Consider the following 13563-nt stretch of genomic DNA (forward strand, 5'->3'; position numbering starts at 1 on the left):
TACTTCATTCATCTACAAAACATTAACAGGAGATATAACAATGGAATCACTCGGTCTTGGATACTTAGCGGCAGGAATTGGTGCTGGCGTTTCTATCATCGGCGCAGGTCTCGGTATCGGTAAACTTGCAGCAGCAGCAATGGAAGCAAGCGGACGTCAACCCGAAGCAGCAGGTCAAGTTCGTACATCAATGTTGATCGCAGCAGCGCTCATCGAAGGTGCGACATTTTTCGCTTTGGCAATCTGCATTATTCTTGCAACAAAGTAATTTTTAACGCAGGACGGGGTATCTCCCGTCCTGCATTCATTATTGAGTAGAAGAGAATCCTATGTTAGATATTAATCCCGGATTAATCATTTGGACCATGATCACCTTTGCGTTGCTGGTTATGGTACTTGGAAAATTTGCCTGGAAACCAATCCTGCAGGCGCTTCAAGCGCGTGAACAAGAGATCGCCGGTGCGCTCAAAAAAGCGGAAGAAGCAAAAAAAGATGCTGAGCGTATGATGCAGGAAAATAAGATTGCGATGGAAAAAGCGAGCACTGAAACGGCACGCTTGATCGCCGAAGGCCGTGCCATGGCAGAACAATTGAAGAACGATATTGTTGCCAAGGCAAACGAAAGTGCAAAGAAGATGATGGATCAAGCCAAAGATGAGATCGGTCGTGAAAAAGAATCGGCGATGGCGCAATTACGTTCCGAAGTTGCCGATCTTTCAATCAGCGTTGCAGAAAAAATTCTTGATGAATCGCTCGACGGAGCGAAACAGAAGAAAATGGTTGATAAGGTGCTTCAACAATTACAGAATAACTAATGAGCAATCTACGAATAGCAGCACGGTATGCCTCCGCTTTGATGGAGCTGACCAATGAACAGAAAAAATCCGATGCAATCGCCGACGATCTAATGGTGGTGAAGAATGCGATTGACGCATCAAAAGAATTACGCAACGTTCTAGCGAGTCCGGTTGTACCGAAAGTGAAAAAGAAGGCAATTCTGCGGGATGTGTTCAAGAAGAAAGTCGGTGAACTGGTCATGGGATATCTTGATCAGATCGTCGTCAAAGGGAGAGAAAATGTTCTCGGGGAAATTCTTGCACAGTATTTTGTCCAGCGCGATGAACAACTGGGAATTGTCCGTGTGAGTGTGAAGACCAGCATAGAATTTTCCACAAAACAGGAAAAAGATCTGGTAAAGCAGCTGGAAACAATGACAAAGAAAAAAGTTGAGATCACGTTCAGTCTCGACAAGTCGATCAAAGGCGGGTTCGTGGCGCGTGTCGGCGACACGGTGCTCGATGGCAGCGTAAAGCGCCAGTTGGAAATTTTAAAAATGAAATTAAAACAAGGTTCGTTAAATAATTGATAAGGAACAACGACAATGGCTGAAGTTCGACCTGATGAAATAACCTCGATACTCCGCAAACAATTAGCAGGATACGAAAAAGAAGTAGATATATATGATGTTGGAACCGTGCTCCAAGTGGGTGACGGTATTGCTCGCGTGTATGGACTTTCCAAATGTATGGCAGGCGAACTCGTTGAGTTCCCGAACGATGTTTTTGGAATGGTGCTCAATCTTGAAGAAGATAACGTTGGATGTATTTTATTCGGCGACGACACACAGATTAAAGAAGGCGATACAGTAAAACGTACAAACCGTGTTGCTTCAATGCCTGTTGGCGATGCAATGCTTGGTCGAGTTATCAATCCACTTGGTCAACCGATCGATGGACGGGGCCCGATTAAGACAGATAAATTTTCTCCGATCGAACGGAAAGCACTCGGCGTTATTCAGCGCGCACCGGTGAAGGTTGCATTACAGACCGGACTCAAATCTGTGGATGGTATGATTCCGATCGGACGCGGACAGCGTCAGTTGATTATTGGCGATCGCCAGACGGGAAAAACCGCGGTTGCACTCGATGCCATCATCAATCAAAAATACACACACACCGAAGAGGCAAAGAAACAAGGTGTTAAACCTGTCTATTGTATCTATGTTGCGGTGGGACAAAAAGGTTCAACAGTTGCTCAAGTGGTTGGTAAATTGGAAGAAGAAGGAGCAATGGCTTACACGACTGTGATCGCGGCAAATGCCAGCGATCCGGCGCCGATGCAGTTCGTCGCACCATATTCCGGTGCAACGTTGGGAGAATTTTTCCGCGATAACGGCCGTGATGCATTGGTGGTGTATGATGATCTTTCAAAACAGGCTGCAGCATATCGACAGGTTTCATTATTGTTACGTCGTCCGCCAGGACGCGAAGCGTATCCCGGTGACGTGTTCTATCTTCACTCACGCTTGTTAGAACGTGCGTCAAAATTGAGCGATGAAGAAGGAGGCGGAAGTTTAACAGCACTGCCAATTATTGAAACACAAGCTGGTGACGTTTCTGCTTATATTCCGACAAACGTTATCTCTATTACAGACGGTCAAATTTATCTTGAACCAAACTTGTTTAACGCTGGTGTGCGTCCCGCTATCAACGTCGGTATCTCGGTATCCCGCGTCGGTGGTAATGCACAGATTAAAGCGATGAAAAAAGTTGCCGGACGTCTGCGTCTGGAACTGGCGCAATACCGCGAGCTGGAAGCATTCGCAAAATTCGGTTCCGATCTGGATAAATCAACTCAACAGCAGTTGCGTCGCGGTGCTCGCCTTGTGGAATTATTGAAACAGGGACAGTACGTTCCGTTGCCGGTTGAGAAACAGGTCGTGATGATCTATCTCGGAACAAACGGATTGTTAGATGAATTGCCGGTGAACAGCATTCAACAGTTTGAAAAAGAATTCCTACAGATGTTCGAATTGAAACACAAAGCGCTGCTGACGTCGATTGCCGAGAAAAAAGACCTTGCGGACGATGTGGCAAAACAAATTCAATCCATCACAAAAGAATTCATGTCAACGTTTAAAGCGGCATAATCCTCATGGCGACACTACGAGAAATACGCCAGCGGATCAGCGGCGTTAAAAGTACACAGAAGATCACCAAAGCAATGAAGATGGTGGCTGCGGCAAAACTCCGCCGCGCGACTGATGCAATTATTGCTGCCCGGCCATATGCACGGAAGATGCAGGAGCTTCTTTCTTATCTTTCCGGCCAAGTGGATGTGACGAAGTATCCGCAGTTTGAAGCACGTGAAGTAAAATCCGTTGCCATTGTTATTGTTACGGCAGATCGCGGATTGTGCGGTGCATTCAACAGCAATATTATCAAAGCGGCGGTGAATCATATTAAGACCAACTACGCAGAGATGAACAAAGCGGGAAAAGTAAAATTGATTTGCGTCGGTAAAAAGGGATTTGATTTTTTCAGCAAGCGTGATTATGAAGTGATCGGCAAGCATATCGGCGTATACAATCAGATGAATTTTAATACAGCAAAGACGATCGTCGGCGAAATTGTCAACGGATTTGTGAAGGGTGAATATGACAAAGTTGAAATCATCTCGAACGAATTTAAGAATGCGGTGCAGCAAAAATTGACTATCGGACAGTTCCTGCCGATTGTACAACAGCAAACAGTCGATAAAAAATTGCAGTCAACCGACTATATTTTTGAACCGACAAGTGATGAGATCGTATCGTCGTTGATACCGAAACATCTAAATTTTCAAGTGTGGCGCGTACTGCTCGATTCGAACGCTGCGGAACACGGCGCGCGAATGTCGGCAATGGAAAACGCTTCAACGAATGCACGCGACTTGATTAAAGTATTACAATTGAACTATAACAAAGCCCGTCAAGCGGCAATTACGAAAGAATTGCTCGAGATTGTTGCCGGCGCTGAAGCACTTAAGAAAGCCAGTTAATATTTTTTGATGGATGATTATCCATTATTCATTCTCCATTATCCATTGTTTTTAGATGTTTGAAACACTTACAGAAAAATTAGACGGAGCGTTAAAGAAACTTCGTGGTCAGCATCGTATCTCCGAGGAGAATACGGCTGAAGCGTTGAGTGAAGTTCGTCGAGTATTGCTAGACGCCGACGTCAATTTCAATGTTGTAAAATCGTTCATTGACAATGTTCAAAAGAAAGCAGTTGGTCAAGACGTCATCACCAACGTTGCACCTGGTCAACTGATCATCAAGATCATCTTTGATGAACTTGTAGAGTTGATGGGAAGCGCGAAAGCGGAGATTACGATTTCGTCTGAAATTCCTTCTGTGATTATGGTTGCGGGTTTGCAAGGTTCCGGTAAGACGACATTCAGCGGAAAACTTGCATACTATCTGAAAAGTAAAGGAAAATTGCCGCTGCTTGTTGCGGCGGACACGTATCGGCCTGCGGCTATTGATCAATTGATCGCATTAGGACAGCAGATTGACGTTCCGGTCTTCAGCAGTAGAACGAACACAGCTCTCGAGATCGCGAAAAAAGCGATCCCATACGCTAAAGAAAATGCACGTGATGTGGTCATTATCGATACTGCCGGTCGATTAGCAATCGACGAAGAGATGATGAACGAGGTTGCGAACATCAAGGCGGCAGTGAAACCGCACGAGATCTTGTTTGTTGTCGATTCAATGATCGGACAGGATGCCGTCAACACGGCAAAAGCATTTCACGACCGGTTGGATTATGACGGCGTAGTGCTGACAAAGCTTGATGGCGATACACGAGGCGGTGCAGCACTTTCCATTAGAACTGTAGTCGGCAAACCGATTAAATTTGTCGGTGTCGGCGAAAAGATGGATGCGCTTGAGCAATTCTATCCCGACCGGATGGCGTCACGCATTCTCGGCATGGGCGATATTGTTTCGCTCGTAGAAAAAGCTCAGCAGACCTTCGATCAGAAACAGGCAGAAAAGATGCAAGAGAAGATCGTGAAAGCGACCTTTACCTTGCAGGATTTTTACGAGCAGTTGCAGCAGATTAAAAAAATGGGTCCACTCTCGCAAGTGATGTCGATGATTCCGGGAGCAAGCAAGCTGGGAAACCTGAATGATGTTGATGATAAAGAATTAAAATATGTTGAAGCGATCATCCTTTCAATGACGAAAGAGGAACGCGACAATCCAGGTATCATCAACGGTTCACGTCGGAAAAGAATTGCAAACGGAAGCGGGACAACAATTCAGGAAGTGAATAAATTGCTGACTCAGTTTACGGAGATGCAGAAGATGATGCGGAATTTTTCTAAAGGAAAGAGTTTTGCAAAGATGATGGGTCAGAGACTGGGACGATAAGCAATGCTTCACGACAAAAAAAGAATTTGTAAATAAATAAAAAATACATAACCAAACAGCAGTAAAAAAGGAGTAACAACTCGTGGCAGTAAAAATCAGATTACAACGCGGTGGCAAAAAGAAACAGCCGATTTACCGCATCGTGGCAGCAGATTCACGGTACAAACGTGACGGACGATTCCTCGAAAAACTGGGTCAATACAATCCTACTACCGATCCGATGACGATCGACCTGAAGGAAACCCGCATCATGTATTGGCTCGGTGTTGGCGCAACACCGACCGACACGGTGAAGAATCTTCTCAGCCGAAAAGGGATCATGTTAAAATGGACGTTGAAGAAAAAAGGGAAAGATGAAGCAACGATCGCAGCGGAATTTGAAAAATGGTCAGCTTCGCAATCCTTAAAACGTGAAAAAGAGCTTGCAAAAAAAGTACGTCGTAAAGCTGCGAAGAAAAAAGCGTCTGCACCGGCAGCAACAACGGAAGCAGCACCGGCTCAGGCATAAATAAGGTATCATCGTAGATAACGTCGTCTTCTCGAACAAACACAGGAGGCAGATATGCGCGAATTCCTTGAATATGTTGCGAAGCAACTTGTTGACAATCCTGATTCTGTCCAAATTACGGAAGAGGAGAAAGACAACAAGGTTATCTTTAAGATCAAAGTTGCTCAAGTCGATATCGGCAAGATCATCGGCAAGCAGGGCCGCACGGCGCAATCAATGCGAGTGCTGCTCAGTGCTGTAGCGGCAAAATCGGGCAAGAGGGCTATCCTAGAAGTTGAAGACTAAACAGCATCAGCAGCCGCTTCGTGCGGTTGCACAGATCCGAAAGATTTTCGGAGTACGCGGCGAGATGAAAATCGAGTCGTTTTCGCGTACCATCGATGAGTTTGAACGATTGGAAAATGTATTGCTCGGTACAAATGAGAGCGATGTCGTTCCTTGCGAGATCGAATCGGTGAAGATGCGCGGTGATGATATTTATCTGAAGCTGCGTGGGGTCGATGACAAAACAGCAGCTGACCAGATCCGTGGTAAGTATCTCTTCGTCGAAGAATCGTTTAGAAAAGAACTTCCGAAGGAAAAATTCTTTATTGATGAATTGATTGGCTGTGCAGTGCTTAGTGAAGGAGGAAAGAAATTCGGAACGGTGACTTCGGTTGATGCGTATCCCGCACAGATGGTGTACACGGTGAAGACGAGGCAGGGATATGTGATGCTGCCGGCAGTGCGTGAGTTTATTGTGAATGTGGATGTGGAAAAGAAAGAAATAGTTGTTCGTCCGCCGGATGGATTGTTTACAGGTGAAATGTTGTGAGTGAGCGTATGAGAATCGATATCATTTCGGCGGTTCCGCAGTTGTTAAAAAGTCCGCTGTCGGAAAGTATTCTCAAGCGAGCGCAGGAAAAGAAACTCGCGGAGATTGTTGTGCACGATCTTCGTTCCTATGCGCACGACAAGCATAAGATTATCGATCTTCCTCCGTACGGCGGAGGAGCGGGAATGATCCTAAAACCCGAACCGATCTTTGAATGTGTGGAAAAGCTACAGTCCGAACGGACGTATGATGAAATCATATATGTAACGGCGGATGGTGAGAAGTTCAACCAGAAAATGGCGAATGATCTCTCGCTGAAAAAAAATCTGATCATTCTCTGCGGACATTATAAGGGGATCGACCAGAGAGTTCGTGAGATATTAATTACCAAGGAAATTTCGATCGGGGATTATGTGCTGACGGGAGGAGAACTTGCGGCGATGGTGATTTCCGATGCTCTTATACGATTAATTCCGGGTGCAATTGGTGATGGAGAATCAGCGTTAACAGATTCGTTTCAGGACGGAATGCTCGATGCACCTAGTTATACTCGACCTCCGGAATTCCGGGGAATGAAAGTGCCGGAGATTCTGCTTGGAGGAAACCACAAAGAAGTGGCGAAGTGGAAAGAGAAACAACGGACATTGAAAACGCATCATCGGAGAAAAGATTTGTTATAAATTGGTGAACATTGCAACAATAAAATTGAAAAAGTAAAATACATTATTCAATCATCGTCCTGAAACATCGGGACAAATTAACGAGGTAGGTATGGACAAAATCAAATTAGTGGAAGCAGCGTTCTTGAAGTCCGAAATTCCGGCTTTCAAAGTGGGAGATTCACTGAACGTGCACGTGCGCGTTGTTGAAGGGGATAAAGAACGTATTCAGCAGTATCAAGGTGTTGTTATTGGACGCCGCGGTGAAGGAATGGGAGCAACATTCACTGTTCGCAAAATTTCCGACGGTGTCGGTGTGGAAAGAATCTTCCCGCTTCATTCACCCCGTATTGCAAAAATCGAACGGGTAAAAGAAGGTCACGCGCGCCGTGCAAAACTCTATTATCTGCGCGGAATGGCTGCGAAACAGATTCGTCAAAAGACAGGTTCAAATTAGTGGGTAGATTGGTTCGAGTTGGAGCGCTTCGCGAACTCTTCACACAACCTTTGTATCGAACACTCAAACGTTCCTCCGATTTTTCGGGGGAACTTTTGTTTGATACACCTTCCGCACATATCGATGGATTGATGAGCAACGAACGGAATGTTGCATTTGTTCCTCCGATCGATTTTGCACAGAACAGTTCGGGTATGATTCTGTACCCTGGCATCGGTGTTGCATCATCCGGTGAGAGCAGTGTGGCGCGACTCTACTTGCGGAGAAATCTACCGCTGATTCGCACGCTTGCCGTTGGTAACGTGTCGACTACGGATGTTGTCCTTTCGCGTATCGTCCTCGGAGAAAAATATGATTCCGAACCGGCGATTATTCCAGTGATCGGATCGATCGATGAAATGCTTGCAAAGGCGGATTGTGCACTTGTTTCCGGTGATTCGTTGTTGACAGTGAACAGCAATCATCCGTTTATCGACATTGTCGACGAATGGAATGATATTACCGAACTCCCGTTTGTTCATACCATCTGCATTGCTCGGAGTGAAATATTCTCCAAAAATATCAGTGCATTACTTCTTGCTTCGCAGGAAGCGGGAAGGAACTCGCTCGAATCCATTGCTCAAGAAACGTCTGCAGAAGCCAAACTTCCGGCTGATCTGCTCCAAAACTATCTCTCGCACTTTTTCTATGGATTTGACGATCTGTCCAAGACTTCTCTGGATGAGTTTTTTAGAATGGCATTTTATTATGGTATGCTTCCGGACATCCCTGAAATCAACTTTGCTGAATAGATCAATTGAATTCCTTCATCTTTGTTATTCAAATTGTAAATCTTCGTTGAAACTGATCGTTTTTCAGTGTAATTTGGGTCAATGCTGAAAAACCTCCTCATCAAAAACTACGCGCTTATCGAAGAAATCTCCGTCGATTTTTCTTCCGGATTAACCATCATTACCGGCGAAACAGGTGCCGGAAAATCCATTTTGATTGATGCGCTGGGATTGCTGTTGGGTGAACGTGCCAGTACGGAGATGATCCGCACCGGTGCAGAAAAAGCAATCGTGGAGGGACTCTTCGATATCAAAATGAATCCTCAAGTCGCAGAGATTCTCCGTTCCAGTGAGAATGATATCACGGAAGAATTGATTATTCGCCGCGAATTGACCGGCAAAGGACAAAGCCGTTGTTTTGTGAATGACTCTCCAGTATCTGTTTCCCTTTTGAAAGAAATCGGTGATGCTCTTGTGGATCTCCATGGACAGCACGAACATCAATCACTACTACATCCGGAAACGCATATCGATTTTCTTGATGATTTTGGGGGACATGAAACAACGATTGAAGATTATCGCAACACCTATCGATTACTTTCGGAATTAACTTCAAAGAAAAGAGAGTTACAGGCGCAAGAGTCTCAATTAAAGGCAAAAAAATCTCTCTATGAATTTCAGATCAAAGAAATCGATGCGGTGAATCCGCAGCCGAGCGAAGAAGAGCATCTCGAATCCGAACTGAAGATTTTGGAGAATACAGAAAAGCTGAGCGAGTTGACGAACGGTATTTACCAATTATTGTATGAAGCAGAAAATTCTGCACGGGATAGTTTGGTAAAAGCACGGAAGATGGTAGAGCAATTGGCGGAGATCGATCAATCATTTGCCGAATCGGTGAATGAAGCGCGTTCCGCCGAAGTGATTGTTGATGAACTTTCAAAACACGTTCAACATTATTCTTCACGGATTGAATTTAATCCGGATCGTCTTGAAAAAATTCGCGAACGACTTGGTGCATTATCGCTCTTGAAGAAAAAATATGGCGGTACAATTGATCTGTTGATAGAGTTTCGATCAAAGATTGGAGATGAGTTTAAGTTTGCGGAGAATTTTGAAGGTGAAATTGCCAAGCTGGAAAAAGACATTGATGCATTGCGAAAGACATGCGGTGAAAAAGCAAATGTTCTTACAACGCGTCGCAAAGAATCTGCAAAGAAATTTGAAAAAGCGATTCTCTCTTCAATTGGCGAACTGGGAATTCCAAAAGCACAGTTTGTTACTTCCATTCAGCAACGGATTGCCGATTCATCTAATCACATGTTGGCAGTGAAAATCGGTTCACAATTGTTTGAAGCAAGCACAAACGGAGTGGATCAGGTAGAATTTTTTATATCAACCAATGTCGGCGAAGATCCCAAGGCGTTGGTGAAAGTGGCATCCGGCGGCGAAGTTTCCCGCATTATGCTTGCTTTAAAAGGAGCACTGGCAAGTTCGGACAAAACTCCGTTACTCATTTTTGACGAAATTGACACCGGCGTCAGTGGTAGAATCGGTCAGGCGGTCGGATTAGGATTGAAAAAACTCTCTACGCATCACCAGGTAATTGCAATCACCCATTTACCTCAGATAGCCGGCCTTGCCGACACGCATTTTGCCGTGGAAAAAATTGAAGCGAATAAAAAAACCTCTACGCGATTGCGAAAACTGGAAACAGAAGAACGTATCCGCGAAGTTGCCAAGTTAATGAGCGGAGCAGAAGTGACGGAAGCTGGATTGAAAAGTGCGCGTGAGCTGATGGGGATCAAGTAACAAAGAGTTAATAGCTGTTGGCTGTTAGTCATTAGCTATTGGCAGTAAGGCATTCGTAATTGCAAGATGAAATCTATATTTGCTCATGAGAGATTTCAGAAAATTAAATATTTGGATCCAGGCTGTAGAAATTGTTACGAAAATCTATGAGCTGTCAACGTTATTGCCTGATTCTGAGAAATATGGTTTACGTTCTCAAATTCAGCGAGCGGCTGTCTCGATACCATCTAATATTGCCGAAGGGGCTAGTCGTAACAGCGAAGTTGAATTCAAACGGTATCTTGAAATTGCTATAGGATCATCCTTCGAATTGGAAACACAATTAATTCTAATTCAAAATTTGAAAATGGTGCCCAGCGAAGTAATTAAAGATGTTTTTGCATTGATTTCTTCTGAACAAAAAATGGTAAACACTTTAATCTCTAAAATTAATTCGAACAAACATTTAAATGACTAGTTTCCATACGCTAGCAGCTAAGAGCCAAAAGCTAAAAGCCAATATTATTTTTCTCTTTCAAAAAAATCAACTATACATCTAATGCCTTTAATTATTACCAACTCTCTCACTCGTACAAAAGAAGAATTCAAACCTCTCACTGAAGGCGTTGTGCGCATGTATGTCTGCGGACCGACAGTGTATGGACTTTCGCATCTTGGCCATGCAAAAAGTTATGTATCATTCGATATTGTTGTTCGATATTTACGCTACCTTGGATATAAAGTAACGTATGTGCAAAATATTACCGACGTGGGACACTTGACGGATGATGCGGACGAGGGGGAAGATAAAATTGCAAAACAAGCTCGCAAAGATAAACTCCATCCCATGCAGGTGGTGGAATTGTACACCAAAGAATATTTCGAGGATATGGACGCGATGAATATTCTTCGTCCCGATATCTCTCCCCGCGCTACGGGACATATTCCGGAACAGTTGGCGATGACGGAGCAATTGCTGGATAAGGGTTTTGCATACGAAGTAAATGGTTCCGTCTATTTTGATGTGAGCAAAGATCCGGAATACGGAAAACTCTCCGGAAGAATTCTTGAAGATGCCGAAAGCGGAACGCGCGTTGATATTAAGTCAGAAAAAAAACACCCGGCAGACTTTGCACTCTGGAAAAAAGCGGAACAGAATCACATTATGCAATGGAATTCACGATGGGGATTAGGTTTTCCCGGATGGCATGTTGAGTGCTCTGCGATGTCGATGAAGTATCTTGGTGAGACATTCGATATTCATGGCGGAGGAATGGATAATCAATTCCCTCATCACGAGTGCGAGATTGCCCAAAGCGAGAGTCTTACAAAAAAACCGTTCGTAAAATACTGGATGCATAATAATTTGGTAACGGTCAACGGTCAGAAGATGGGGAAATCGCTCGGGAATTTTACCACATTGAAGGATGCATTCAAAAAATTCGAACCGGGGGTTATACGATTTTTCATTCTGCAAAGTCATTATCGAAGCACGCTTGATTACAGTGAGCAGGCTGTGGAAGGAGCAGCGAAAGGTTTGGAAAAATTACGCAGCACCGTTGCCCGTTTGCGTACAGAAATCGGAAAGAAACGAACAGGATCAAGCGATTTCAAAGAACGATTGAAGGATTACAAGAAACGCTTCTTTGAAGCAATGAATGACGATTTCAATGCTCCGGCCGCTATCGGCGTTTTATTTGAACTTGTTCGAGAAACGAATGAACTGCTTACCGACGGACAAAATGCGTCTCACGAATTTTTAATAACGCTCGATGAATTCTTTTCTTCTGCTTCTGAGATAGTGCTTGGTATTAGGCTCTCGGTTAATGCGAAAGAGTCAGGTGAATTAGAAGAAAAACTATTAGATTTGCACATTCAAGCACGTCAAAGAGCTAAACGATTACAAGCATGGGAAGTTGCTGATTTTATTAGAAAAGGGTTAGAAGAAATGAAAATTAAGATTGAAGATACAAAAGAAGGTACTACGTGGAAGAAATTCTGAAATTTGAATGGAGTAACAACAAAGCCAGTTTGAATTTGAAGCAGCATAATGTTACTTTTGAAGAGGCATCCACTGTGTTCTACAACCCTCTTGCGAAGATATTTGATGACTCTCGTCATTCTCTTAGTGAGGTAAGAGAGATAATTATAGGGAATTCTATAAGAGGAAGATTATTATTTGTTGCATTTACCGAAAGAAAAAATAGTATCCGAATTTTTAGTGCACGTAAAGTGACAAAACGTGAAAGGAAAGAATATGAAGAAAACAACCGTAATGAAATCAAATGATGATTTTGAATTAATGCCCGAATATAAACTCGATTATAGCATTGCAAAACCGAACCGATTTGCACAAAAACTCGGCAAACGCAAAATTATTTTACTTGACGCGGACGTTGCAAAGATTTTTCCGAATGGAAAACTTGTGAATGATACATTGCGCGCTATTCTTAAAATTGTCCCAAGACAATCTCTGCATCGTAAAGTGAGCGTGCGATGAAAAAATATTTATTTTCAATGCTATTCATAGTAATTCCTGTTATCGCACAAAACTCCGCTGGTGATGCGGCGAATGTTGAACCGCGTTATCTCATTGATACTCCAACGGCGGGTCTCCTTAAACGCGGAGCGTTCTCGCTTGAATCGAACTTCTTTCAGGATGGGGGATTGATGTTCGGATTGTATGCCGGCGCGCTCGATCGTTTAACGTTTGGTATTTCGTATGGCGGAGTCGGTGTTATCGGGAAATCAAATGTTCAGATGCAAAAACTTCCGGGTGTGATGCTGAAGTATCGCCTGTTTGATGAAAGTGAATCAATGCCGGCGATAGCATTTGGTTTCGATTCACAGGGAAAAGAAACATACATTGATTCACTCGAACGATTTACGATTAAGTCGCGCGGAATTTTCATTGCTGCCAGCAAAAATTATTCATTCATGGGCTTTCTCTCATTTCACGGTGGGGTGAATTGGTCGATGGAAAAGAAAGATGGTGATAAAGACATGGATGTTTTTGCCGGAGTGGAAAAATCATTCGGACAGGAACTCTCGCTTTTAGCAGAATACGATTTTGCATTTAACGACAGCCATGCCAGAGCAATTGGTCAGGGAAAAGGATATTTGAACACCGGAATTCGGTGGTCGCTTGCAAACGGATTGACTCTTGGTTTTGATTTGAAAAATGTTGTGAAAAATCAAAAAAATGTCACATTTGCAAATCGGACATTAAAAGTAGAATATGTAAGGACATTTTAGAAAATTTCTGAAATTTCGATAATTTCAGCTGTTTGTTAAGCACCTTTGACTTTTCTGATTCATTTCAGTACAATTATCAAGAAGTTATTCATTCACAACCTGCTTATCT

The 13563-nt window shown here is 43.5% G+C and carries 18 protein-coding genes; all 18 read left to right on the forward strand.

Annotated elements, in window-relative coordinates:
* Positions 1 to 40: 40 nt before the first annotated feature.
* Positions 41 to 268: an ATP synthase F0 subunit C gene (locus WDA22_14120; protein ID MFA5834611.1), complete on the forward strand. Its 228-nt coding sequence runs from the start codon at positions 41 to 43 to the stop codon at positions 266 to 268.
* Positions 269 to 329: 61 nt separating this feature from the next.
* The gene (gene atpF, locus WDA22_14125; protein MFA5834612.1) at positions 330 to 815 is read left to right on the forward strand and encodes a F0F1 ATP synthase subunit B; all 486 of its coding nucleotides are present in this window, start codon (positions 330 to 332) and stop codon (positions 813 to 815) included.
* On the forward strand, positions 815 to 1366 hold the full coding sequence (atpH, locus tag WDA22_14130) for an ATP synthase F1 subunit delta (GenBank protein MFA5834613.1): 552 nt from the start codon (positions 815 to 817) through the stop codon (positions 1364 to 1366). Before atpF ends, atpH begins: the two co-directional genes overlap by 1 nt.
* Positions 1367 to 1381: 15 nt before the next feature.
* Positions 1382 to 2929, forward strand: coding sequence for a F0F1 ATP synthase subunit alpha (gene atpA / locus WDA22_14135; protein MFA5834614.1), 1548 nt, complete (start codon positions 1382 to 1384; stop codon positions 2927 to 2929).
* 5 nt (positions 2930 to 2934) lie between these two features.
* Positions 2935 to 3819: an ATP synthase F1 subunit gamma gene (gene atpG, locus WDA22_14140; protein ID MFA5834615.1), complete on the forward strand. Its 885-nt coding sequence runs from the start codon at positions 2935 to 2937 to the stop codon at positions 3817 to 3819.
* A gap of 55 nt (positions 3820 to 3874) precedes the next feature.
* Positions 3875 to 5200, forward strand: coding sequence for a signal recognition particle protein (ffh, locus tag WDA22_14145; GenBank protein MFA5834616.1), 1326 nt, complete (start codon positions 3875 to 3877; stop codon positions 5198 to 5200).
* 82 nt (positions 5201 to 5282) lie between these two features.
* Positions 5283 to 5708: a 30S ribosomal protein S16 gene (rpsP, locus tag WDA22_14150; GenBank protein ID MFA5834617.1), complete on the forward strand. Its 426-nt coding sequence runs from the start codon at positions 5283 to 5285 to the stop codon at positions 5706 to 5708.
* A 54-nt stretch (positions 5709 to 5762) separates the two neighbouring features.
* Positions 5763 to 5993 carry a KH domain-containing protein gene (locus WDA22_14155; protein MFA5834618.1) on the forward strand — a complete coding sequence of 77 codons (231 nt, stop codon included), beginning with the start codon at positions 5763 to 5765 and terminating at the stop codon, positions 5991 to 5993.
* On the forward strand, positions 5983 to 6522 hold the full coding sequence (rimM, locus tag WDA22_14160; GenBank protein ID MFA5834619.1) for a ribosome maturation factor RimM: 540 nt from the start codon (positions 5983 to 5985) through the stop codon (positions 6520 to 6522). Before WDA22_14155 ends, rimM begins: the two co-directional genes overlap by 11 nt.
* 8 nt (positions 6523 to 6530) lie before the next feature.
* Positions 6531 to 7202 carry a tRNA (guanosine(37)-N1)-methyltransferase TrmD gene (gene trmD, locus WDA22_14165; protein ID MFA5834620.1) on the forward strand — a complete coding sequence of 224 codons (672 nt, stop codon included), beginning with the start codon at positions 6531 to 6533 and terminating at the stop codon, positions 7200 to 7202.
* 91 nt (positions 7203 to 7293) lie between these two features.
* The gene (rplS, locus tag WDA22_14170; GenBank protein ID MFA5834621.1) at positions 7294 to 7638 is read left to right on the forward strand and encodes a 50S ribosomal protein L19; all 345 of its coding nucleotides are present in this window, start codon (positions 7294 to 7296) and stop codon (positions 7636 to 7638) included.
* A complete protein-coding gene (locus WDA22_14175) occupies positions 7638 to 8429 on the forward strand; it encodes an MqnA/MqnD/SBP family protein (protein ID MFA5834622.1) in 792 nt (263 codons plus the stop codon). The genes rplS and WDA22_14175 overlap by 1 nt, the downstream gene beginning before the upstream one ends.
* A gap of 81 nt (positions 8430 to 8510) precedes the next feature.
* Complete coding sequence (gene recN, locus WDA22_14180; GenBank protein MFA5834623.1) at positions 8511 to 10220, forward strand: DNA repair protein RecN; 1710 nt, start codon at positions 8511 to 8513, stop codon at positions 10218 to 10220.
* Positions 10221 to 10305: 85 nt separating this feature from the next.
* Complete coding sequence (locus tag WDA22_14185) at positions 10306 to 10677, forward strand: four helix bundle protein (GenBank protein ID MFA5834624.1); 372 nt, start codon at positions 10306 to 10308, stop codon at positions 10675 to 10677.
* Positions 10678 to 10758: 81 nt separating this feature from the next.
* Positions 10759 to 12201 carry a cysteine--tRNA ligase gene (gene cysS / locus WDA22_14190; protein MFA5834625.1) on the forward strand — a complete coding sequence of 481 codons (1443 nt, stop codon included), beginning with the start codon at positions 10759 to 10761 and terminating at the stop codon, positions 12199 to 12201.
* Positions 12186 to 12488, forward strand: a complete 303-nt coding sequence (locus WDA22_14195) for a BrnT family toxin (GenBank protein MFA5834626.1) — start codon at positions 12186 to 12188, stop codon at positions 12486 to 12488. Before cysS ends, WDA22_14195 begins: the two co-directional genes overlap by 16 nt.
* On the forward strand, positions 12457 to 12699 hold the full coding sequence (locus tag WDA22_14200; GenBank protein MFA5834627.1) for a hypothetical protein: 243 nt from the start codon (positions 12457 to 12459) through the stop codon (positions 12697 to 12699). The genes WDA22_14195 and WDA22_14200 overlap by 32 nt, the downstream gene beginning before the upstream one ends.
* On the forward strand, positions 12696 to 13454 hold the full coding sequence (locus tag WDA22_14205; GenBank protein MFA5834628.1) for a YjbH domain-containing protein: 759 nt from the start codon (positions 12696 to 12698) through the stop codon (positions 13452 to 13454). The genes WDA22_14200 and WDA22_14205 overlap by 4 nt, the downstream gene beginning before the upstream one ends.
* The last annotated feature ends 109 nt before the right edge of the window (positions 13455 to 13563 follow it).

The sequence above is a fragment of the Bacteroidota bacterium genome (assembly GCA_041658205.1).
Lineage (GTDB): Bacteria > Bacteroidota > Ignavibacteria > UBA10030 > UBA8401 > UBA8401.